The sequence below is a fragment of the Thiomonas arsenitoxydans genome, from assembly GCF_000253115.1.
GTDB lineage: Bacteria > Pseudomonadota > Gammaproteobacteria > Burkholderiales > Burkholderiaceae_C > Thiomonas > Thiomonas arsenitoxydans.
Window position 1 is genome coordinate 3,081,961 of record NC_014145.1, and the last position, 22,641, is coordinate 3,104,601.

At 65.2% G+C, this 22,641-nt stretch carries 21 protein-coding genes, 1 tRNA gene and 1 pseudogene; 14 read left to right on the forward strand and 9 right to left on the reverse strand.

The features are described 5' to 3' along the window. Window positions 1-58 precede the first annotated feature (58 nt). Together THI_RS14580 and THI_RS19105 are read left to right on the forward strand one after the other, a co-directional pair. Window positions 59-1,399 carry a sigma-54-dependent transcriptional regulator gene (locus THI_RS14580; protein ID WP_013107020.1) on the forward strand — a complete coding sequence of 447 codons (1,341 nt, stop codon included), beginning with the start codon at window positions 59-61 and terminating at the stop codon, window positions 1,397-1,399. A 5-nt stretch (window positions 1,400-1,404) separates the two neighbouring features. Next, a complete protein-coding gene (locus tag THI_RS19105) occupies window positions 1,405-1,665 on the forward strand; it encodes a hypothetical protein (RefSeq protein ID WP_141130618.1) in 261 nt (86 codons plus the stop codon). On the opposite strand, the gene THI_RS18180 is transcribed toward THI_RS19105, so the two are convergent. Beyond that, window positions 1,620-2,861 (reverse strand): BRO-N domain-containing protein, encoded by a 1,242-nt coding sequence (locus THI_RS18180; RefSeq protein WP_013107021.1) that lies wholly within the window; start codon window positions 2,859-2,861, stop codon window positions 1,620-1,622. The two genes, THI_RS19105 and THI_RS18180, sit on opposite strands and share 46 nt — an antisense overlap. Before the next feature lie 1,091 nt (window positions 2,862-3,952). On the opposite strand from THI_RS18180, the gene THI_RS14595 reads away from it, so the two are divergent. From THI_RS14595 to THI_RS14640, 10 genes and pseudogenes are all read left to right on the forward strand, one after another. Continuing rightward, on the forward strand, window positions 3,953-4,228 hold the full coding sequence (locus THI_RS14595) for a hypothetical protein (RefSeq protein ID WP_013107023.1): 276 nt from the start codon (window positions 3,953-3,955) through the stop codon (window positions 4,226-4,228). Window positions 4,229-4,270: 42 nt separating this feature from the next. Further along, on the forward strand, window positions 4,271-4,591 hold the full coding sequence (locus tag THI_RS14600) for a ParM/StbA family protein (protein ID WP_013107024.1): 321 nt from the start codon (window positions 4,271-4,273) through the stop codon (window positions 4,589-4,591). Beyond that, complete coding sequence (locus tag THI_RS14605; RefSeq protein WP_013107025.1) at window positions 4,569-5,315, forward strand: ParM/StbA family protein; 747 nt, start codon at window positions 4,569-4,571, stop codon at window positions 5,313-5,315. The genes THI_RS14600 and THI_RS14605 overlap by 23 nt, the downstream gene beginning before the upstream one ends. A 602-nt stretch (window positions 5,316-5,917) precedes the next feature. Beyond that, window positions 5,918-6,373 (forward strand): annotated as a pseudogene (locus THI_RS18955) (transposase); the annotation flags it as partial. 286 nt (window positions 6,374-6,659) lie between these two features. Next, window positions 6,660-6,986, forward strand: coding sequence for a hypothetical protein (locus THI_RS14615; RefSeq protein ID WP_013107026.1), 327 nt, complete (start codon window positions 6,660-6,662; stop codon window positions 6,984-6,986). Between the two features lie 89 nt (window positions 6,987-7,075). Then, complete coding sequence (locus tag THI_RS14620) at window positions 7,076-7,453, forward strand: 4Fe-4S dicluster domain-containing protein (RefSeq protein ID WP_231836539.1); 378 nt, start codon at window positions 7,076-7,078, stop codon at window positions 7,451-7,453. A gap of 25 nt (window positions 7,454-7,478) precedes the next feature. After that, window positions 7,479-9,326, forward strand: a complete 1,848-nt coding sequence (locus THI_RS14625; RefSeq protein ID WP_013107028.1) for an aldehyde ferredoxin oxidoreductase family protein — start codon at window positions 7,479-7,481, stop codon at window positions 9,324-9,326. A 109-nt stretch (window positions 9,327-9,435) separates the two neighbouring features. Then, entirely contained in the window at window positions 9,436-10,722 is a 1,287-nt protein-coding gene (locus THI_RS14630) for an NAD(P)/FAD-dependent oxidoreductase (RefSeq protein ID WP_013107029.1), read from the forward strand. A 68-nt stretch (window positions 10,723-10,790) separates the two neighbouring features. Beyond that, window positions 10,791-11,042 (forward strand): MoaD/ThiS family protein, encoded by a 252-nt coding sequence (locus THI_RS14635; RefSeq protein ID WP_013107030.1) that lies wholly within the window; start codon window positions 10,791-10,793, stop codon window positions 11,040-11,042. Window positions 11,043-11,051: 9 nt separating this feature from the next. Continuing rightward, window positions 11,052-11,351, forward strand: coding sequence for a hypothetical protein (locus THI_RS14640; RefSeq protein ID WP_013107031.1), 300 nt, complete (start codon window positions 11,052-11,054; stop codon window positions 11,349-11,351). Here THI_RS14640 and THI_RS14645 read toward each other — a convergent pair. The 8 genes from THI_RS14645 to THI_RS14680 form a co-directional block, all read right to left on the reverse strand. Continuing rightward, window positions 11,320-12,513, reverse strand: a complete 1,194-nt coding sequence (locus THI_RS14645; protein WP_013107032.1) for a glycosyltransferase — start codon at window positions 12,511-12,513, stop codon at window positions 11,320-11,322. The genes THI_RS14640 and THI_RS14645 overlap by 32 nt on opposite strands. Before the next feature lie 273 nt (window positions 12,514-12,786). Beyond that, window positions 12,787-13,914 carry an N-acetylneuraminate synthase family protein gene (locus THI_RS14650; protein ID WP_013107033.1) on the reverse strand — a complete coding sequence of 376 codons (1,128 nt, stop codon included), beginning with the start codon at window positions 13,912-13,914 and terminating at the stop codon, window positions 12,787-12,789. 82 nt (window positions 13,915-13,996) lie between these two features. Beyond that, window positions 13,997-14,701 (reverse strand): acylneuraminate cytidylyltransferase family protein, encoded by a 705-nt coding sequence (locus THI_RS14655; RefSeq protein ID WP_013107034.1) that lies wholly within the window; start codon window positions 14,699-14,701, stop codon window positions 13,997-13,999. A 4-nt stretch (window positions 14,702-14,705) separates the two neighbouring features. Further along, window positions 14,706-16,136 carry a glycosyltransferase gene (locus tag THI_RS14660; protein ID WP_013107035.1) on the reverse strand — a complete coding sequence of 477 codons (1,431 nt, stop codon included), beginning with the start codon at window positions 16,134-16,136 and terminating at the stop codon, window positions 14,706-14,708. Then, on the reverse strand, window positions 16,133-17,935 hold the full coding sequence (gene asnB, locus THI_RS14665) for an asparagine synthase (glutamine-hydrolyzing) (RefSeq protein ID WP_013107036.1): 1,803 nt from the start codon (window positions 17,933-17,935) through the stop codon (window positions 16,133-16,135). The genes THI_RS14660 and asnB overlap by 4 nt, the downstream gene beginning before the upstream one ends. A 43-nt stretch (window positions 17,936-17,978) precedes the next feature. Beyond that, window positions 17,979-18,536 carry a sugar transferase gene (locus THI_RS14670; protein WP_013107037.1) on the reverse strand — a complete coding sequence of 186 codons (558 nt, stop codon included), beginning with the start codon at window positions 18,534-18,536 and terminating at the stop codon, window positions 17,979-17,981. A 6-nt stretch (window positions 18,537-18,542) separates the two neighbouring features. After that, window positions 18,543-19,376: an aldolase/citrate lyase family protein gene (locus THI_RS14675; protein ID WP_013107038.1), complete on the reverse strand. Its 834-nt coding sequence runs from the start codon at window positions 19,374-19,376 to the stop codon at window positions 18,543-18,545. 12 nt (window positions 19,377-19,388) lie between these two features. After that, on the reverse strand, window positions 19,389-20,873 hold the full coding sequence (locus THI_RS14680) for a lipid II flippase MurJ (protein WP_013107039.1): 1,485 nt from the start codon (window positions 20,871-20,873) through the stop codon (window positions 19,389-19,391). A 94-nt stretch (window positions 20,874-20,967) separates the two neighbouring features. Here THI_RS14680 and THI_RS14685 point away from each other — a divergent pair, with 94 nt between their 5' ends. Next, window positions 20,968-22,287, forward strand: coding sequence for an IS1182-like element ISThsp1 family transposase (locus tag THI_RS14685; RefSeq protein WP_013104216.1), 1,320 nt, complete (start codon window positions 20,968-20,970; stop codon window positions 22,285-22,287). Between the two features lie 226 nt (window positions 22,288-22,513). Then, window positions 22,514-22,591: transfer RNA gene (locus THI_RS14690), tRNA-Arg, on the forward strand. Window positions 22,592-22,641 lie beyond the last annotated feature (50 nt).

Here is a 22,641-nt window from a genome sequence, read left to right on the forward strand (position 1 = left end):
GATATACGATAGTCGCATAGCGCCCGGCCATGAACTAGGGCCACCCGAGGAGATTGCCGTGACCGATCCCGCCGTCCTGGTCGTCGAGGACGACCCCATCATGGGCGAATCGCTGCAGCAGCGCCTGCGTCTGGAGTATTACACCGTCGAATGGGTGCGCGACCTCGCCGAGGCGTGCGCCGCGTTGCAGACCCGCCTGTATCCTCTGGTGCTGAGTGACATTCGCCTGCCCGACGGCGATGGCGGCAGCATGCTCGCCACCATGATGCAGCGCTATGGCGGCTGCTGTCCGCCGCTGGTATTCATGACGGGTTACGGCTCGGTCGAGCAGGCCGTGCGCTTGGTACGCGAAGGCGCGTGGGACTACATCCAGAAGCCCTTCGACGTCGACGCGCTGATGCAGCGCATCCGCGAATGGATGCTCCCCGGCGTGCAGACGAGCGATGTCTGGTTCGGCATCTCGCCTGCGGCGCAGGCGCTGGAGCGGCTGATCGACCGCATCGCCGCGCTCGACCTACCCGTATTGATCCAGGGAGAATCCGGCACCGGCAAGGAAGTGGTGGCGCAGCACATCCACGCCCGCATGGCAGCCAACCATGCGGGCAAGCGCGCGTTGCCGATGGTGGCCGTCAACTGCGCGGCGATTCACGGCGGGCTGCTCGAATCCGAGCTGTTCGGTCACGAGAGCGGCGCATTCACCGGCGCGCACAAGCGCCACATCGGCGTGTTCGAACAGGCCGACGGCGGGGTGCTGTTCCTCGACGAAATCGGCGACATGCCGCTTGCCGTACAGGCCAAGCTGCTGCGCGTGCTGCAGGACGGGCAGGTGCGCCGCATCGGCAGCGAAAAAAACGTGCACGTCTCGGTGCGCCTGGTGTGTGCCACGCACAAGCCGCTGGACAAGATGGTCGACGCCGGAACCTTCCGCCAGGACCTGCTGTTTCGCATCAGCGGCGTGCCCATCCACCTCACGCCCCTGCGCGAGCGAGCCGACGACATCGCCTGGCTGGCGCATCGCCATGTCGAGGCGCTCAACGCCAAGACCGGCCAATCCAAACGCCTCGACCCGCGCTTCGTCGCCTGGGCCAAGGTGCAGCCCTGGGAAGGCAATGTGCGCGAACTCTTCGCCGTGCTCGATCGCGCCTACCACTTCGCCACCGATTGCTGGGTGCGCTGGGAACAATCGGGCCTGCCCTGCTCGGGCAACACGCCGAGCCACGCCCCGCATGCACACAAAGCGCCGGTACCGCTCGGCGACTATCTGGCACAGGCCGAGCGCGACTACCTCGCGCAGGCCGTGAGCGAGCGCGGCGGCAAGATGGCCGAGACCGCCGAACTGCTCGGCATCAGCCGCAAGACCTTATGGGAAAAGCTCAAGCGCTACAAAATCGCCACTTGACCCCCATGCCCACCGCCGCGCCTGAGTCCTGTCCCCGCCTGCTGGCCGACATCGGCGGCACCAATGCCCGATCGCCCTGCAAACGCCAGACAGACGGCCTTGAGGTCAAACCAGGGCCGGCCGTTGCGAACCATCACCACGAGCGGCTGGCCTCGATAGTCGCGCCGGACAACAATCATCTTCGTTACGTGCATCATGGCTTCTTATCTCGTCGAGCGCCTCAAACGATCCGCGCCATGGCAAACCGCGCCATGGCCTTGAGTTGATCCTGGTTCATGACGCTGAGCAGCTTGTCGATCCATTCGCTACCGCTCGCCTGGATGATCATTTCGTTTTTCTCGAGCGGACGGATCACCGGATGCTCGAGGTCGTCTAGCGTCAGCAGGAAGCGCTTGTTTTTCAGGACCAGCCCGGCCAGGCCGAGGGCGACCTCCGGGTGGCTGAGATTGGGGATTTGCGCCTTGAGTCCTTCTCGTCCGAGTGTCGCTTCGCCGATGCCGATCAATGCCCGGGCGACGTCCATCGCGCCTTGCAGCTTTTCTTGCGTGCCGGGGGCCTGGATCGGGCCAAGGGCTGGGGGTGCTTCCTTTTCCGCGCTGTAGCGACCTGTCTTGCGGATCGTCGGCAGGATTTCCTCGAACACAAGCCGCTCAAAGGCTTCGGCGGCTGGCAACTTGCTGCTGACGATCAGGCGCATCACATCGGGCTCGGACAAGACGCGCACTTCCTGGGTGCGTCCCAGGCTGTCGATGATGGGGTGGCGTTTCACCACCCCACGGGAATGCTGCTTTATGGCATTGATGTGGTCTGCATAACCCAGCGCGTCGCAGACGTCTTTGCCGACAAAGCACGGCTCCCCAGATTCGTCGTGGACGGCTCGTACGGTCTTACCGCCGAATGCGAAATGGATGATCTGACCGCTCGTTGAATCGTGTGTGCTCATGGCCGGTTCCTGCTGATCTGCCGCTGGCTGAATTTGTGCTCCCTGCCCGTGCGGCGCTTGACATGACGCTTGTCGCCCTGTATCAACCGGCCTGCATTCTTTGGCTGCAATAGTCTTCGCAATCGGCTTGAATTCCGTCATTCCATCGAGCCTGTCTCCAAGCACCTCGCCGTCTTGAGCTTCCATAGCGCGCACAGCGGCGTGAATCACGCCAGCAGCGATCCACTTCTTGAAGCGTCTCGTGGCAACCCGATGGCTAGCTGCTACCAGTGCCTGCATCCCGGCTTCGTTGACGTGCATCATCTGCTGCACGCCGCCTCCCGTCGGCACGCCTCGAGACTGCTGATCGCCTAGCTTGACGTGCCGCTCAATGGCTTCCGCCATCTTCTTAAAACCAAGCGCCGTGCATAAGGGCTTGGCGGTGTACCAGACACTTCCATCCTCCCCCATCTGCACCAGAATGGGGTTGCCTTCGAAGTCGAGGCGGATGATCGGCTTGGTTTCTGCGGCTGTCGCCATGGCTGCTCCTTCCTGAAACCGTCAAGGTAGAGGTAGCCGCGGCGCACGCTGACGCAAAAACCAGCCCATCACGGAGAGCTTTCGTTGCTCCCGCCGCGGCGCAAGCCGCCAGTTCTCCTGGGAGGGCCGCGGCGCATATCGCCAATCATCCCGGCGCGTGCAATCAGGGTAAAGAGCCTGCCCGCACGGCATCAGACGGGCGGTGGTGTGAGCACGTCAGACGGTGCTCTTCGTCGCCACGGATAAGGCCCCGGGTCCTGCCTTGCACTCGTATACGAGGGGCGATTTACCTTCAGGAGTCCCGAATTCTCACGCAACCGTCGCCACGGCTTTTGTGAGTCACGCCCTTGCGGTACGTGATCTCCCTCCGCAAAGAGGGAACCGGCCCGCTGACGGGGGCCATGCGGATGCTGCCGGAGCGACCCGGCGCGCGGCATCAACGCTTGAATGTTCCGAGACCCGACCTTGGTCGGGCGGCCATGCTCCCTCGGGATACATGGCGGCAACCGCGCTCGCTACACCCGCAAGGGTGAGTGCGAAACGCCGGTGCGGGCTGCCTGGCCCAGCTTCTCAAGCGACTACTTATCTGCCCTACTGGAATGTGTAGGGTGTCTTTTATGCCCGCTAAGGCGCGTGTGGACTCGGTTCGTGCCTCACTCAGGGTTCTGCTGTTTTTTTTGCTGAGGGGCGTCAAAAAAACCGCCTGGCGGCGGCATGGTGCGATGGTCTCTTACGAGACCCTGTCTTGGCGCCTCGGGAGCGGCGCAAGAAACCGGGCATGCCGGTCGAAGACTCATTCCGCTGATGCGGGGTTGCGAAAAGGTGCCCGATGATGGGCTGGTTGCAGCCTAAACCGAATCGATGGTTTGTGCACGTGGAATCGTCGGTCGAATCGATCGGTTTTCAAGTCGGGCGGCATCGACTTGCGCAGGCACGATGTCGGTGTAGAACAACTGCATGGCTTTGACGTGGTTGGGCTTGTTTTTTTCGACGCAACCTCGGTCCGCGTCACGTAGCCAAGTTGCTCCACGTTGGATGAATGCGCTGCCGTGGCGTCATTCGAACCAATCACCAAATCGTGAAGGAAAACCATGCGTTTCAATCTCACCATCGATCCGGAAGACCCAGCCTTGAAGCCATTGTATGAGCACCTGATCCGTCTCCCGCATGGCCCCGGGAAGCAGCATCGCGCCCGAGCGATTCAGCAAGTCATCTACACCGGCACGGCCATGCTCTATGGGCAAGGCGCCGCGCAACAACCCATGCCTGCCTCATTGGCCGCCCATCAGGCGGCCGCACCATCGGTTTCAGATCCCGGGCATGTGAACACGTTCATCGACGACCTCGATTTCAGCAACCTCAGCTAATCGCGCCTGCTGGCGCACAACCTTTCAACCTGGAGTTTCAATATGGCAGTCATTCGTTTCAATCTCGGCCTGGACGTGGGCTATGGCAACACCAAGGGCGTCTGGTCCACCGACGCAGGTCCTGAGCACAACGTCATCATCCCATCGGTTGCGCACGAGATCCGAGATCCGAAGGATTACCACGCCCTGGCGTCGGCGGGGCAGACCGACGAGGTGCTGGTGCGGGTCGACGGTCGCCACGATGTGGTCGGCCCGTCCACCGCGGTGTATGGCCGCACGCTGCACGACGACTACATCCATACCCCCGCAGTATCGCGCCCTGGTCGCGGGAGCCTTGTACATGGCGTTCAAGGACCTCGGTGAGGTGGTCGAGTGGGTCGACGCGCTCGTCGTTGGCCTGCCTGTCTACAGCTTCGGCAAGTTCCGGGAGGGTCTGACGGCCGAAATGGGCAAGAGGTTTGAGGTTTCGGTCCCGGCAAAGCTTCGTGCCGCCTATGGGAAGGACACGATATTCGTGCGGGCGAAGGCGATCAAGGTCATGCCACAGCCGGTCGCCGCGATGACGGATTGGCGCGGACGCCTGACCGTGCCGCCTCCGGAAGGCGATACGGTCATTGTGGCCGATCCTGGCTACAAGACGTTCGATTGGTTCGCCATGCGCGGCCACGTGATCATCCCGGATCTGTCCGGGGCGTTCGACGGCGGGGTGCCGGAGCTGCTCAAGGGCGTGTCGGTTGCGATCACCCGCAAGCACCCCAATGCGCGTGTCGACATCCAGACGATCGAGGACGGGCTGGAGCGCGGCAGGATTTCCCTGGTCGGCGTCGGCAGCATCGATTTCTCGGAGTATCGCCAGACGGTGCGCAAGGGCGCCATGATCATCGCGCAGCGTATAGCCGAGATGCTCCAGCGCAGTCAGCAATCGAACAAGGTGCGAGTTGACCACCTGATCCTGGCTGGCGGCGGCGCGCAGTATTTCGAGGATGCCATGCGCGATGTCTTCGCCGGGGTGGATTTCAGCGTGCTGCCCAGGCCCGTGCTGGCGAATGCGCGCGGGTTCTGGAAGGTGGCGACGCGCATGGCGTGAGGCGTTCATGCGCATTCGAACAGTCTGTGTTGCCGGCCCGACCGCACGCCCTGATGTTCTCGAGCCAGGCGTGCGCGATCTGGTCTTATCCCTGCACGGCCGCTTTGGCATTCATCGCGCCCGATGCACCCCAGAAATTGGGCGCCGCAACAGGTCATCCACTTGCAAGTCCTTGATCCGATTCAAAACACTCCAGCGAACGGTCCGGGTTTTCCGCCAAGGTCCACTTTGTTTGCTGACACCTCTAAAGATCGTATCGGGCGCGTCCATATCAAAGTACAACAGGGCCGTCTTGCCGTGAGCGCTTGCGCAAGCGTTCATGGCCGTCATCCTTGGCGTGTGCCTTGGGCTGTCGTTCGGCCACGGCGACCAGGGTTACACGGCATGCCTCACGGTCGGCGGATTTTTCGTATAGCTTGTCATGGCTCCCGGGCGCGAAGGCCGGGCATTCCGATCAGCCTTCGCGGCCTGGATCGGTCTGTGCTTCGGGCTCGACGAGTTTTTCGCAGGAATATCCTGGTTTCCATCGAGCACCGCGCGGGAGTGAGCGCAATTGTCCGTGGCGCCCGATTATCTGCTGTTGGCCTAAATGGGGAGCTACCACGCGCTCACCCAACGACAAGCGCGAAGTCGTGCCCACGCTGGAGCAGATCGTGGCGTTGCCTGCGGTGCTGGGCGAGGTGCAGTCACTGATCACGGACAACGGCTTCTTCAGCCAGGCCAACGTGATCGCCTGCGGCGATGCCGGGGTCGAGCCGCTGCTGGCGCTCAAGAGGCAGTCGCATCACACGCCCGTGATGGAGCGCTTCGCATCCGATGCGCCCGAACCCCAGACGACGGACCCGGTGGTGCAGATGGCGCACCGGCTGAGCACACAGGCCGGGCGAGCCCTCTACAGCTTGCGCAAGCAGACGGTGGAGCCGGTGTTCGGCATCATCAAGCGGGTGATGGGCTGGCGCCAGATGAGCATGCGCGGGCTGGCCAAGGCACAAGGCGAATGGAGCTTGGTGACCATGGCCTGGAACATCAAGCGCATGCACGTGCTGCGCGCGGCGTGAGGGCAAAATGCGCCCCGATCACGCCCAAACCGAGTCCTCAGGCGGCCCCATGCGCCCTCACAGTGTCTCGTCAATCATCGAGAGCGCTCGATCAGCGCGCCGCCGTCCAAAAAAACGCGTCGCACCAATCATTCGGCTTCGCTCGGACTCAAGTCCGACGGCCTCCTAGCTTGACCAAGAAGCCACCAGTCACCTTTATACGCCTCCAAATGATGGGGTGATTTTCATGTTTTTCGAGGTTGCAACTCAGGATGCGTGACGTGAAATGGACGCAAGGAGATGCCCCATGCTTACAGCAACCAAATTGCCAGCCCTGAATGCCGAGCTTGACGCGCTTGCAACCGTGATTGCACAGCGCATTGCACGCCCCGTCCCCATTGACGTTGAACTCTGGAGCGCCAAGGAAATCGCTGCCTACCTCAAGGTTGGCTCCCGCCAAGTGTCCGAGCGCTACGCGTTGATGCCAGGATTTCCCAAAGCGATCCGTTTGCCGACGGTAGCCGGAGTGCGTGGCACGCCGCGCTGGAGCGCCGCGGAAGTGATCGAATGGGCGACCAGCCATCGCGAGGGCGCGCCAACGTCCAAGGGTGGCCGCCCAAGGACCGCGCGCTGATGCCGCTTTGGTTCCAGCGATAGACTTAAGCCCTTGTCGAATTGTTTACAGTTGAGTTCGCGTTCCTACCCTTGAAAACTTGCACCAGAATTTGCACCAAACCGCCTGGAAGCAGCATAAATACTAGCTCTTCGATTCCTTTCACCTGCACCCAGTGCGACGAAGCCTGGTGTCTGCACGCCTGCCCGGTAGAGGCCATCAAGCTCGACGCCGCCACGGGCGCCAAGGTCGTGCTTGAAGATGTTTGCGTGGGCTGCAAGGTCTGCACCATCGCCTGCCCGTTCGGCACGGTGAACTATGTGGCCGATACCGGCAAGGTGCAGAAATGCGACTTGTGCGGCGGCGAACCGGCCTGCGCCGAAGCCTGCCCCACTGGCGCTATCACCTATATCGATGCCAGCTGGACCGGCTTGTCGCGCATGCAGCAATGGGCCGACAAGCTGGGCAACCAGAACGCCGCGGCCTGACCGCAACCACATTGAGGAGACGACCATGACCTGGGCCGGAAAAATTCTGCGCGTGAACCTCACGCAAGGCACCATCAAGAGCGAGCCGCTGAATAGGCAGTGGGCGCGCGAGTACATCGGCCAGCGCGGGCTGGCGACCAAGTATTTCGTCGAGGAGGTCGACGCCAAGGTCGATCCGCTCTCGCCCGACAACAAGCTGATTTACGCCACCGGGCCGCTCACCGGCACCATGGCGTCCACCGGCGGGCGCTATTCGGTCATCACCAAAGGCGCGCTGACCGGCGCAATCGCCTGCTCCAATTCGGGCGGCTACTTCGGCGCCGAGCTGAAGATGGCGGGCTGGGACATGATCATCGTCGAAGGCAAATCGCCCAAGCCGGTGTATCTCTCCATCGAAAATGACAAGGCCGAACTGCTCGACGCCTCGCCGATCTGGGGCAAGACCGTGTGGGAAACCGAGCCCTGGATCAAGAACCATCACCAAGACCCGCTGATCCGCGTCAGCTCCATCGGCCGTGCGGGTGAAAACGGGGTGATGTATGCGGCCATCGTCAACGATCTGCACCGCGCCGCCGGTCGCTCGGGCGTGGGCACGGTGATGGGTAGCAAGAACCTCAAGGCCATCGCGGTGCGTGGCACCCTGGGCGTGGGCAATGTGCGCGACCCCAAGGCGTTCATGGCTGCGGTCAACGCAGGCAAAAAAGTGCTGCACGACAACGCCGTCACCGGCCAGGGTCTGCCGAAATACGGCACCCAGGTGTTGATGAACGTGATCAACGAAATCGGCGCCCTGCCCACGCGCAACCACCGCGACGTGCAATTCGAAGGCGCGAAAGACATCTCCGGCGAGGCCATGCACGAGCCGCGCAAAACCGATGGCAAGCCCAATCTGGTCACCAACCAGGCGTGCTTTGGCTGCACCATCGCTTGCGGCCGCATCAGCAAGATCGACGAACACCATTTCAGCGTCGAGAACAAGCCGCAGTACTGGGGCGCATCGGGCGGTCTGGAATATGAAGCCGCCTGGGCGCTGGGCTCGGCCAACGGCGTCAACGATCTGGAGGCGTTGACCTACGCCAACTTCCTCTGCAATGAAGACGGCATGGACCCCATCACTTTCGGCGCCACCGTGGGCGCGGTGATGGAGCTGTACGACATGGGCCTGCTGACCAAGGAACAACTCGGTGTGGAAGCGCCATTCGGCTCGGCCAAGGCGCTGACCTACTTCGCCGAAATCACCGCCCGCGGCGAGGGCTTCGGCAAGGAACTGGCGCTGGGCAGCAAACGCCTGACGGCCAAGTACGGCCACCCGGAACTGAGCATGAGCGTCAAGGGCCAAGAGTTCCCGGCCTACGACTCTCGCGGCATTCAAGGCATGGGCCTGGCCTATGCGACCAGCAACCGCGGCGCCTGCCATCTGCGCGGTTACACGGTGGCTTCGGAAGTGCTGGGCATTCCGGTCAAGACCGATCCGCTGGTGGCCGACGGCAAGCCCGAACTGGTCAAGGCGTTTCAGGACGCCACCGCCGTGTTCGACTCTGCCGGTATCTGCCTGTTCACCAGTTTCGCCTGGACGCTGGCCGACGTGCAGCCGCAGCTTGCCGCCGCCTGCCTGGAAGAGTTCACCATGGACGAGTTGAACACCATAGGCGAGCGTATCTGGAACATGGAGCGCGACTACAACAACCGCGCGGGCTTCACCGCCAAGGACGACACCTTGCCGCCGCGTCTGCTCAAAGAGCCCGCCAAGACCGGCCCGGCCAAGGGGCTGACCAACAAGCTGCCCGAAATGCTGCCTCGCTATTACGAACTGCGCGGCTGGACTCCGGAAGGCACGCTCAAGCCCGAAACCCGCACGCGGCTCGGGCTTTGACTGGAGCCCTCTCCCCACGCGTGGGGAGGGTTGTGCACCCACCACCTCCCCTACGGTTTGGGGGAGGTGGTGGGCAGCGTGAGATCGGCTCGGAATCGAGGCAGACAACATGAAACACCACGTCATCATCGGTAACGGCCCTGCGGGCGTCGTTGCTGCAGAAACCCTGCGCAAGCACAGCGCCACCGAAGACACCATCACCCTGATCGGCGACGAAGAAGGGCCGCCGTATTCGCGCATGGCGATTCCCTACCTGCTGCACGGCGACATCACCGAGCGCGGCACATGGCTGCGCAAAGACCCGCAGCACTTCAGGCAGATCGGCGTCAGCCAGCGCCATGCGCGGGTGAAGTCGCTCGACGCGGCGCGCAAAACCCTCACCCTCGAATCCGGTGAAACGCTGTCCTTCGACACCCTGCTGATCGCCACCGGGTCCACGCCGACGCTGCCGCGTATTCCCGGCATTCACGCGCAACGGGTGCATACCTGCTGGACACTGGAAGATGCCCGCGCCATCACCCAGTTCGCCGTGCCCGGCGCGCGGGTCATCCAGCTTGGTGCGGGCTTCATCGGCTGCATCATCATGGAAAGTCTGGTGCGCCGCCGGGTGCAGCTTACCGTGGTGGAAATGGGCGACCGCATGGTGCCGCGCATGATGGGCGAAACCGCGGGCGGCATGATCCGCGACTGGGTGCAAGACAAGGGCGTGACGGTGCACACCGGCGCGCGCATCGAGTCCATCGAATCCAACCCCAGCGATATGGCCGCCCCGCTGGCCGTGCGCCTGTCCACCGGCGAACGTCTGCCCGCCGATCTGGTGATTTCGGCGGCCGGCGTCAAGCCCAATATCGGTTTTCTCGAAGGCTCTGGCGTGCATTGCCTGCAAGGCGTGCTCACCGATGAACACCTGCAGACCAATGTTCCCGGCATCTTTGCCGCCGGAGATTGCGCCGAGGCGTTCGACATGCTTTACGGCAAGCCGATGGTCAGCGCCATCCAGCCCAACGCGGTCGATCAGGCTTATGTCGCAGCGATGAATATGGCCGGTCGGCGCACCCAGCTGCGCGGAGTGACCCAGATCAACGTGCTCGACACCCTGGGACTGATCTCCAGCAGCTTCGGCCAGTGGCAGGGCGTGAAGGGAGGGCAAGGCGTGGAGCTGACCGATCGGGCAGGATACAAACACCTCAGCCTGCAATTCGAGGGCGATGTGATGGTGGGCAGCAACAGCATCGGCACGACGCAGCACATCGGCATATTGCGCGGCCTGGTCGAAGGCCGGGTCAAGCTCGCGGCCTGGAAAGACCGCCTGCTGGCCGACCCCACCCGCCTGATGGAAGCCTACCTCGCCAGCGCGCAGGCGCAAGACCGTCGCGGCGATACGGTACATCATTGAAGGCGAGTCACTCCCTCATGGATGCGCCCACCTCATCCCCTCTTGCCCAGGCTCAGCCTCAGACTGGCGTGCAAATCACGCTCAAGCTGATGGCCACCCTGACGGACTATCTGCCGCAGCCGCGGCAGGGCCATCAGATCACACTCAACATCGCGCCGGGCACCACCATTCAAGACGTGGTGGAGCGCTTTCGCCTGCCCTGGAAGCTGGTGCATCTGGTTCTGGTGAATGGTGTTTATATCGCGCCCGACCAGCGCGACACCCGCGTGCTGCAGGAAGGTGAAACCCTGGCGATCTGGCCGCCCGTCGCTGGAGGCTGAGCACACTTCATGTACGGCCTAGGCGCCCCTGCTCATTGCGAACTCGATATGGCCATCACCCGCAGCGCATTTGCGCGGCAGCTGACGATGGCGTTCCCCACTCTGCGCGCCGACGGCCCGCAGGCTTACTCAGGGCATGACGCAGGTTGCGATTGGCACATCCGCCTGCATCCTGCCGAGCCCACCCGGCTGGGGCTGATCGTGCTCGAACGCTGGCTGGCCGAGGTGTCGCTCACTGCCGCAGACCCCGCCAAGCGCAGGGCGTGGTGGCAGCAGTTCACCGCCCATTTTCAAAAAGGCGGGGGGTAGAAGCGCCCATCAAGCTCTGCGCGTCAAGCTGCACCTGCTCGGCGCTGCGCAGAATGTCTTGAAGAATCTGCGGCACCTCGAAAACCGCCCGGTTGCGATACGCCGCCACGCGCGCGCGGCTCGCGGCAAGATCGTCGAGAAACGTGGGCAGCGCCGCCTCGATGCCGCGAAAGCTTGGCAGCACCAGGCCGAAGCCATTTTCACGCACCCAATCGGTGTTGTAGCGCTCCTGCGGCATAGTCCAGGCGTTGCGCGTGACGATCACCGGCAGGCCCAGATGCAGCGCCTCGCTCAAGGAACCGGGGCCCGGCTTGCCGATGAAAAAATCGCCCAGCCGCATCACCTCGGCCACGGCGCTGGTAAAGCCCATCACATGGCGCGGCGCGGTGGTCGGCAAGGCGCGCAATTTGGTCGCCAGCTTGGCGTTGTGACCGCATATGAAAATGAGTTGAACATCGGGCAGGCGCTCGGCGATGGCCAGCATGCTGCGCGAGCCGTGCCCCCCGAACATCACCACCCCCACCGGATGCTGCGGATCAAAACCCAAGGCCTGCAGGCTGGCCGTTCGGTCGAAACCCACGGGCTCGGTGTAGAAATCGGGGCGAATGATCATGCCCGAGGTCGCATGCACTTTCTCGGCATCGAACCCGGCCTGCAAAGCCTGCTGCACGGCATGCGCCGAGCCGCAGATGAGGTGTTGGTCTTGCCCCTGTTCCATCCAGAAATGAGGCGGGAAATCGGCCAGATCGGTCAACAGGGTCACATAGGGCACGCCGGGCAAAGTGGCCGTCAGGCTCTCGAACAGCGAACGGTTGAAATTGGGAATCAGCGACACCACCAGATCGGGCTCGGTGCGCAGCCAGTGCAGCTTGAGAATTTTGAGCAGGGTGGGGTGCAGCAGCCGCAACGCCCCTTGCAGCAGTTTGAGTTCGTGCCGAAGGCCGATGGTGAGGCCGCGCGCCAAACGGGCGTTGTAATAGTCTTCCGGAGAGAAGGTGTATTTGCGTAGCGTGCCCTGCGGGTCGAGCACGTCGGTGAGGTTGACCAGCCGAACCTGCCAAGGCAAACCCGACTGCGCAATGCTTTTTTCCAGGGCCAAGGCCGAGGCGCGGTGGCCGCCTCCGGCGTTGAAATAAATCAGATCGATGTTTTTTGTGGGCATGATGTTTTGCAGCGAACCCGAAGATATCTAGTTCATGTGACGAAATTACCACGTCATGGTTTCACGGTGCAGCGGTAATTTTGTAAATTTCGCGCAGTCCGGATTGAGAAAATGCGCAAAATCAGGTTCCATATTGTGTGATGACGGAAATAAATCCGCTCTTCAGCCCCTTAGGAATATTGTGCAGAACGCTTTGCCGGTTTTACTCGCGACCGAGCAGACCCGCTTGGATGCGCCGGGCTGCTGAAGCCTGAAACGGCTTTAGGTTCCGTTTCAGCCCTTGAGGTTTTCCCACTGCAACACGGCTCCCGCCGGGGTGTCGGCAAGCAGGCGCTGGCCGATGACGACATCCAGCTCGGCGGCGGGAATGCCGCTGGCGGGGCGGCGCAGTTGCAGGTGTTCGCGCTGCAGCACGGCGCCAGCGGGCAGGGCCGTGGACAGCACCACGCTGCGGCGGGCCACGGCGCGCACGTCGATCTCGTCGGGCCGCGGGGCCTTGATGCCGTCGCCCAGCATGGCCTCGATGCGGCGGATGTCGCGCGCCAGCGCCGCGAACTCGGCGGGTTCGCTAGAGGCGCGATGGTCGGGGCCGGGTAGATTGCGATCCAGGGTGATGTGCTTTTCGATCACGCAGGCGCCCAGCGCCACGGCGGCGAGCGCGGCGGCATTGCCCAGGCTGTGGTCGGAATAGCCGGTGGGCAGGCCGGTCTCAGTGCGCAGGGTGGCGATGACGCGCAGATTGAGCGCGTCATCCGGCGCGGGGTAGGCGGAGGTGCATTGCAGCAGGGTGAGCGCAGAGGCCCCCACGCTCGTGCTTTGCCCTCGCTGCCCCCCGAGGGGCCTGACCCCGCCTTGGGGCGGCCCGGCGGCGGGGTCAGGCGTGTCTTCGCAGAGGGGTGAACCATATAGCGCCCACGCCGCCCGTACCCAGCCGACGGCCTGCTTGACTTCTTCCAGCGTGGCCATGCCGGTGGAGAGAATGAGCGGCAAGCCGGTGGCGGCAGCCTTGGCGAGCAGCGGGCGATTGACGATTTCGCCGGACGAAATTTTCAGCCGCCGCACGCCGAGGCTGACCAGCAGATCGACCGCGTCTTCCGAGAACGGGGTGGACATGAACTCGATGCCCACGCGCGCGCAATGCGTGGCGATGATCTGGTGCTGCTCGGCGCTGAGTTCGAGCTTGCGCAGCATGGCGAATTGGTCGGTCTCGCCGGTGGCACCTTGCTGGTAGGCGGCGGTGGCGGTGCCGGGCAGCGCGAGGTCTTCGGCGCGGAAGGTCTGGAACTTGACCGCGTCGGCCCCGGCGGCGCGGGCGGCTTCGACCAGTTGCAGCGCGAGGTCGAGTTGGCCGTTGTGGTTGACGCCGGCTTCGGCAATGAGAAAGACGCGGTTGTTGGGCATGTCAGTTCCGCACGGCCGCTCCGAAGGAACTGACACCCCCTCGGGGAGAGGCGAGCGTAGCGAGTCAGGGGGTTGTTTCATTCTAGGTTCCGGATGGCTGCCGGGCATAGTGCCACTCGGCCAGTGCGAAGTCGTCGGCGGTGTCGATATCCACCGAGCGTTGCGGCGGCATGGCGTAAGCCGCTACGGGCACGCTCCACAGGCCGTGCTGCGCGGCGTGAGCCAGGGCTTCGCGCCGCCAGACGTAGATCGAACCATTGAGCGCCCAGACTTTGGGCGCGCACTGGCGGGCGGTGAGGCCGCCGCCCTTGCTGATGCTGACGCTGCCGTCGGGCTGCTCTTCGACGAGGTTGAAATAGGGGTTGGAGCCGCTGTCGAACACGCTGAGCACCAGCCCCGGCGCGTCCGGGGCGTCGGCGCGGGCGAGGCAGCCGTCAAGGTCTTCTGGGGTACGCAGCGGCGAAGTGGGTTGCAGATCGACGATGCGGGTGATGGTCTGACCCTGCGCTTCGAGATAGGCCACGAGGTGTTCGATGACCGGAAGCTTGGGGGTGTCGTCGCGCGCCAGTTCCGCCGGGCGCAGATAAGGCATCACGGCGCCTGCCTCGCGGGCGATGTGCGCGATCTCTGGGTCGTCGGTGGACACATACACGGCGCTGATGGCGGGGTGCCGCAGCGCAAAGCGGATGCTGTGCGCGATGAGCGGCAGGCCCGCGAAGGGCAGGATGTTCTTGCCCGGCAGCCCTTTGCTGCCGCCGCGGGCGCAGATCGTGGCGATGGTGGTCATGGGTTCAGGCCGGGGCAGGTGGGGTGAGGTGTGGATGGGCTGCGAGCAGGGCCAGGGCCTGCTCGCTCACTTGGTCGGCGGCGGTGTTGGGCGCCCCCACGCTCGGGTTTTGCCCTCGCTGCCCCCCGAGGGGGTCATCCCCACCCCGGCCCTCCCCACAAGTGGAGAGGGAGCGGCCACTCCTCCCCCACGGCGTGGGGGAGGTTGGGAGGGGGAGACGCCCGCCTTGGGGCGGCCCGACGGCAGGGCCGTCGCGGACGGCTGCGTGCTCCATGCTGGGCTGCGCGAGCAGGGGGGACAGCGTCTGCGGCAGATCGGTCAGGTGACAAGCGGCATCGGCCACGCCCAGCGCGAGATAGGGCATGGCGGGCGCGGCGATGGAATCGAGCAATTGCAGCACGCGCCTGCCCGCCAGATGGGCTTCGAGGGCGACGGTGGAGGTGCCGGTGATGACAGCGTCCACCGCGTGCAGCAGCGGGTGCAGCGGTTCGGACGGTAGGGACAGGCGGAGTTGCGGGTTGTCGTGCCGAGCAGGCAGGGTTTGCGAAGGGTGCGGCCGCACGATGAGGGTCCAGTCGGGATGCGCGCGCACGCTGTCGAGGCAAGCCTGCAGCACGCGTTCGGGCAGGCGCGGGTCGCCGCGGCGACCGGGAGAGGCCGGATGCGTGGCGGGCTCGGGCTGGAGCGCGAGCAGGATGAGGCGTTGCGGTGGGGCGCCCAGCTCGGCGCGCAGCGCGATTCCTGCCGCGCGGGTTTGCGGGGCATTGAGGGCGTCGAAGGCCGGGTTGCCGGTGACGGCGATGCGTTCGGGCGGCCATCCGGCCCGGATGAGGTTGTCGCGCACGGCCTCGGACAACACGCAGACCCGGCTGGGATAGCGCTTGCGCGCGGCGAAAGCATCGCCCGGCAAGGCGAATAGGTCGAGCATGACCAGGCTGGGAATACCGGCCTCAGTGGCGGCAACGACCGCGGCAGATTCGCTGCGCGGTGAATTGGTCGCCAGTACCAGATCGGGCTGCAGATGGGCAACGATGCGGCGAAAAAAGTGCAGCGGGTGGAAGCCTTGCCGACCTTTCGCCGCGAGCAGCGCATCGGCTGCGGCAACGCCGAGTTGCTGCCGCAGATCCCAGGCGTTGATGCCCAGATACGCCACGGTTTCGGCTTCAAGAATGTCGGGATGGGCGTTGCCCGGCTTCAGCGCGCGGCCCAATGCCAGGGCCTGAGCTTGTTCTTCGGGCGATAGCAAGTGCAGCAGATCGGCGTACCCCAGCGGAGCCTCGCCGGCGTCGTGTGCCACGCGGGCCGCGGTGGTCAGGGCCAGCAGGGTGATGTCGAGATCGGGCCGCCGTGAGCGCAGGGCGCGCAGCACTGGCAGCATCATGGCGATGTGACCGCCGCCGTAGGCCACGGCGAGGATGCGCTGCGCCCGGCTCATGCGGAAATCTCGGGCTCGAATTGCTGCGCCCAGAGCTCCAGCGCCGCCAGGGCGCGCAGTTCGCGGGTGTGGTTCGCCGCGCCCGAGACATGGTCGTCGAACAGCTTGCGTACCGCGTCGGCCTCGAACAGCTGGGCGCCGAGCGCGTTCGGTGCGAACAGCAATTCGGCCAGCCAGGCCTTGCGCGGCCCGCGAAACCACTCGCCGATGGGAACGGTGAACATCTGCTTTTTGCGGTGCGCGAGGTCGGCGCCGATGAGGGGCTCGACCGCGCGCTTGAACCAGTGCTTTTTGTCGCCGTCCTTCAGCTTGGTGTCGCCGGGCGCGCGGAAGGCGAACTCCATCAGGCGCCAATCGAGCAAGGGCGTGCGCGCCTCCAGCGACACCGACATACCCATGCGGTCGGGCTTCACCAGGTTGTTGCCGGGCAGCAGCAACATCATGTCCAGAAACAGCATCTGGTTGACGCGGTCGAAGTGCGCGGCCTGCTCGAACCAGGGCGCGGCCACGTCGCGCACGCTGTCCACATCGGCCAGCTTGGTGCGCAGCCAGGGCTGGAACAGCGCGGCGCGGGCCTGCGCGCCGAACAGGCCGGTGTGCTCCACATAGTGCTGGGCGAAGTCGGTCGCGGGCAGGTCGCGCAGCGCGGGGGCGGCCATGAAGCTGGCGTATTTGTCGTAGCCGGCGAACAGCTCGTCGCCGCCGTCGCCGGTGAGCACGACTTTCACATCCTGAACGGCGAGTTGGCTGACGCTGCGCGTGGGCATGAACGAGGCGTCGCCGTGCGGCTGGTCGCAGTGCCACAGCACGCGGGCCCAGTCGTCGAGCATGTCGGGCTGCACGATGCGCTCGCGGTGCGTGGCGCCGAAGCGCTGCGCAGCCTCGCGGGCGTAGGGCGATTCGTCGAAGCGCGGATCGGGAAAGCCGATGCAAAAAGTGCGCGCAGGTTCGCGCACATGCCGCGCCATGAGCGCCACGACGGTGCTGGAATCGACCCCGCCCGAGAGAAAGGCGCCGAAGGACACGTCGGCGCGCAGTCGCAGGCGCACCGCGTCGTCGAGCAGGTCGAGAAACTCTTCCTGCCAGGTGGTGAAGGTCTGAGCGATCGGCGTCTGCTCCGCCAGGCTCCACCAGCGGCAGGCGTGGCTGCCGGCGCCATCGACAGTGAGCACCGTGCCGGGCAGGACGTGGCGCACGCCCGCGAACAGGGTGAAGGGCGGCGGAACGTAGTTGTAGGCAAGGTAGTGCTGCAGCGCGGGCAGATCGAGCGCGGGACGGCCTGGCAGCGCGGCGAGCACGGCCTTGATCTCGGAGCCGAACAGTACCTGCCTGCCGTCGTCGTGCATGAACAGCGGCTTGACGCCGATGCGGTCGCGCACCAGATGCAGCCGGGGATTTTCTGGATCGCGCCCATCCCAGATAGCGATGGCGAACATGCCGTTGAGCCGCGGCAGGAAGCCCAGCCCTTCGCGTTCATACAACCGCAGCAGCACTTCGGTATCGCTGTGATCGGAGTGGAAGCGCACGCCCCGGCGCTGCGCCTCAGCGCGCAGTTCCACATGGTTGAAAATCTCGCCGTTTTGCACCAGGGCGATTCGCCCGTCGTCGCTGACGAAGGGCTGGTGACCACCGGCGAGGTCGATGATGGAGAGCCTTCGGTTGCCAATCGTCACGCCCGCAGCGCTAAATGCGCCGCTGTCATCCGGGCCGCGATGGACGAGGCTGGCGTCCATCGCGGCGAGGGTTTGCTCGCTCAGCTCGCCGCCGGTACGGTCGAAAAATCCATAAATTCCACACATGGCGGGATTGTCGCGCTTTGACGGCGCGGGTCAGTTTCACGGGTCAGTTGGCGTTGCGCCGGAACAGTTGCACCACGGTGAGGCCGATGATGCGTAGATCGACCAGCAGGCCGTGGTTTCGTGCGTAGTCGAGATCGGCCTGCAGCCGCTGTCGCGGCGTGGCGCTGGAGCGGTACAGCGCCTGCGCCAGCCCGGTGATGCCGGGGCGCACGCGGTGGCGCAGCGCCCATTGTTCTGCGGTGTAGTTGGCGCGCTGCGCCGGCACGTCGGGCCGTGGGCCCACCAGGCTCATGTCGCCGCGCAGCACGTTGAGCAGTTGCGGCAGTTCGTCGATGCTCGTGCGCCGCAGGAAGCGGCCGACGCGGGTGATGCGGGGATCATTCTGGCTCGTGTTGTAGGGGCCGCGTTGCGACGCGTCCACCACCATGCTGCGGAATTTGTAGAGCCGAAAGGGCTGCGTCGCCCGTCCCACGCGGGTTTGGGCGAACAGCACCGGGCGGCCGGAGTCCAGCCACACGGCCAGCGCCGCCGCGATCATCAGCGGCGAGAGTAGCAACAGCGCCAGCAGCGCCAGCACGATGTCGAACAGACGTTTGGCCACGGAGGTTCAGCGCGGCGTCGACATGGGTCCCAGACTCTGGGCGACGCGGGTGATGAGGTCGATGGCCAGCAGCCGATCGTTCTCGATCTCGGCAGGCTCGCGCTGCGCCAGCACCTGAACGGCATGATGCAGACGATGGATTTCAGCGGCATAGATGGCCTTCCAGTCGGAATCGGGGGCTTCGATGCGCTCGCGGTTGAAGGTGCGCGACAGAATCACGCTGCGCGAGCCCAGCCTTAAGTGCTCGCCCAGCACCACACGCCCGGGCAGCAAGCCTTCGTCCAGCCGGGCGATGCCGCCGAAGCCGAAGCGTTTGCCCTGCTGCTGCGCCACGGCCGCGACGCGATCGACCACGCCGTCGGCCAGCGGCTGAAACATGAAGCGCAGGCCCAGTTCGCGGTGCAGATCGTTGAGGCCGACATAGATTTCGTCCAGCCCGTCCAGACCCGCCCACTGCGGCAGGCTTTGCAGCGCATCGCGGGTTTCGAGCAGGGCGATGGTCTGGGCACGACCGGCCACCAGGGCGACGAACTGAGCCACGGCGTCGGCACTGCGGAACATCGGCAGCATGAGGTGGCTGGCGCCGCTGGCGATGGCCTGGTCGATCTCGTTGGCGCTGGCCTCATGCAGGGGATTGATGCGCACGATCAGCGCCGCTTTCGGCACGGCCTGACGCACGCGGGCCACGTCCTGCGGAACATGGTCGGAAATGAAGGTGCCCAAGCCGCCCTGGCGCTGCTGCTTGCCGTGCTGCTCCAGATCGACCATGATCCGCGTCACGCCGCAGCCCACGGCGAAAGCGGCAAAGTCGGGATCGTTGGTGATTTGGATAAAGTCCATCTTGAGCAAGGTTCAGGCAGCGCGGCGCAGCCGACGGGAAGTGTAGCGATCGCGCACCAGCCGTCCCAGCGGATCGAAGCGCAGCAAGGCCCACACGCCGGCGGCGAGCAGCACCGCGGCCAAGGCCAGATCCAGCGCCCAGGGCAGCGGCATCAATCGCAGCGCAGCGCCTGCCGCTGCCAGCACCAGCAGCGCCGCCAGCAGCACGGCCGCGTTGCGCCACTGCGCATCGGCCTGATGCCGCGCCAGCCGCCACCACAGCACCGCGGTGGCCGCCCCCCAGGCCGCACCGTACGCCGCCAAGCCGCGCCAAGACGTGACCGGCAGCAGGGCGCCGACGAGGGCGAGCGCGGCGAGCCCCGCGCCGTAACCCAGCACCTGATCGGCGATACGGCGGTGGCTGTTGAGCCGCGTGGCCAGTACCAGTTGCGCGGCCTGCAGCGGCAACAACAGCAAGATCCAGCGCATGGCTTCGGTGACCTGCTGCTGGGCCTCGGCGGTCATGCGCCCCCAGCCGAACAGCAGGCGAATGACGCCCGGCGCCGCCACCATACCCGCCAGTGCGATGAGGGCGGAAAGCCACAGCATCGCCCGCAGCCATTGGCGCGTCTCCAACTGCGCGCGGGCGGAATCGCCCTGGCTCTCCGCCGCACTCAGGCGCGCCAGCGCCAGCGCCGAAGCAACGGCGAAAACGGTATGCAGCGGCAACTCGCCCACCCGCTGCGCATACTGAAACACCCCGAGTTGCCCCGGCCCCGCATCCGACATCAGGGCGCGCGCCGCCAGGGTGTAGAGCACCGTCAGCCCGGAGGCCGCGAGCGCCAGCCCGAGCGAGTGCAGGCTGGCGGCGTCCGGCCAGGTGCGGCCCGGAGCGGCAGCAGGCAGCGCAGCGCGACTGGCCCTGCGCATCAGCAGCAGTCGCGCCAGCGCCGCGATCACCACCCCGCCGGCCACCCAGGCGAACTGGCCGGTTTGCGCCGCAACGATCAGTCCGCCGATCAGTCCGAGGTTGAACACCACCTGCCCCGTGTACTGCCACTGCAAGCGCCCCTGGGCCTGCAGCATGGCGTTGCCCACCATCGCCACCGCCCCGGCAGGCAGGGCGACCAGGGCCGACCACCCCAGCGTCTGCGCCGCCAGCGCCGCCTCCGGTGCATTCAGCCCGGGGGCGAGCAGATGCACGATCGCAAGCCGCCCCCACCACACGATCATGCCCGCCAGGATGAACAGCAGGGCGGCCAGCCGCGACCAGCGCGCGCCCTCGGCCGCGATATGCGCCGTATCGCGCCCGGCCATGCGCGGCACCATCACCGCCGGAATGGCCGCCCCCCACAACAGACTCACCGCGAGATCGGGAAAGGACAGCACCACCAGCGCGGCGTCGGCGTGGCCGCTCAGGCCGAATTGCGTGGCCACCACCACGTCACGCACCAGCCCCAGCAGGCGGCTGGCCGCCAGAAGCAGCAGGCTGAGCGAGAAAATGCGCAACATCGACATGGACGGGCATTGTGCCTGCGACAGCCTCCTAGGAGTGTGGGCGGCAGAAGGTTGTTGAGGTCGACGTAGGACGGTGGGCGTGCGTTAATACGGCATGCCCACTAGTTACCGCCCCTATGAGCCGGACCAGGTGATGCTGCTGCCGGCGGCGCCGCAGGACTGGCTGCCGCCGGGCCACCTGGCTTACTTCATCCACGACACGATTGACACGCTGGACCTGAGCGCGTTCTACGCGCGCTATGAGGGTGGCGGAGCGCGCAACCAGCCCTTCCATCCGGCGATGATGGTCAAGGTTCTGGTGTACGGCTACGCCACCGGGGTGTTCAGCTCGCGCAAGATCGAGCGCCGGCTGCACGAGGACCTGGCGTTCCGGATGCTGGCAGCAGGGAACTTCCCCAAGCACCGCACGATCCGGGATTTCCGTGCGCTGCACCTCCAGGAATTCTCGGACCTGTTCGTGCAGGTCGTGCGCCTGGCGCGCGAGATGGGTCTGGTCAAGCTGGGCACGGTGGCCATCGACGGCACCAAGGTCAAGGCCAACGCGAGCCGCCACAAGGCCATGAGCTATGCGCGCATGCAGCACACCGAGGTCGAACTGAAAAAGCAGATCGACGCGCTGCTGGCGCGCGCCAAGGCCACCGACGAGGCCGAGGCGCAGGAGCCCGAACTCGACATCCCGGCCGAGATCGAGCGGCGCGAGGCGCGACTCGATGCGATCCGGCAGGCGCGCCAGCGGCTGGAACAGCGTCAGCGTGAAGCCGACGCGCAGCGTGGTCGCAGTGACGATGATGATCGCCGTCCCCGGGGGCCGGATGGGAAGCCGCGGCGCGGTGCGCGGTTCAAGCGCGACTTCGGCGTGCCCGAAGACAAGGCGCAGGAGAACTTCACCGACCCGGACAGCCGCATCATGAAGCGCGCCGGCGGCGGCTTCGACCCCAGCTACAACGCGCAGACGGCGGTGGACGAGGCTGCGCACATCATCGTGGCTGCGGAACTGGACAACACGGCACCCGATGCCAACTGGCTGCTGCCGATGATCGATGCGATCCAGGAGAACCTGGGCGCGCTGCCCGCGCTGGGTCTGGCCGACGCGGGCTATCGCAGCGAGGACAACCTGCGCGATGCGCCGATCGATCTGGTTGTGGCCTTGGGGCGCGAAGGCAAGCAGCACGCGGCCATCGATGCCGCGCGGCTGCCGCACACCGCGGCCATGGCCGCGAAGATGCAGACCGCCGCGGGACGCGCCGCCTATCGCAAGCGCAAGTGGATCGCCGAGCCGCCCAACGGCTGGATCAAGAGCGTGCTGGGGTTCCGCCAGTTCAGCCTGCGCGGCCTTGAGCGTGTACGCGCCGAGTGGAAACTCGTCTGCGCAGCACTGAACCTCCGGCGGATGGCCTCGTTGGTTCCCGCCTGAACAGAAATGGGGGCACAGGCCGCCCCGCACAACACGCCCGCTGCTGCCCTCTCGGGGGCGTGAGACGACCGGCCATGCCGACCGTGCCCGAAAAACAGTCCGCTCGCCCAGCATCGGCGCTCCGGCACAGGTTCACGGAATTCTGCCGCCCAGACTCCTAGGCCGATGGGAAACACAAGGGGGCTTTACGCGCTCATCGAAGTATGTCTATAATTCTTGATCTTTAGCGCCCGTAGCTCAGCTGGATTAGAGTACTTGGCTACGAACCAAGGGGTCGTGGGTTCGAATCCTGCCGGGCGCACCAGTTAAAAGCCGAACGCCTGAACCAGTCTTGGTTCAGGCGTTTTGTTTTTT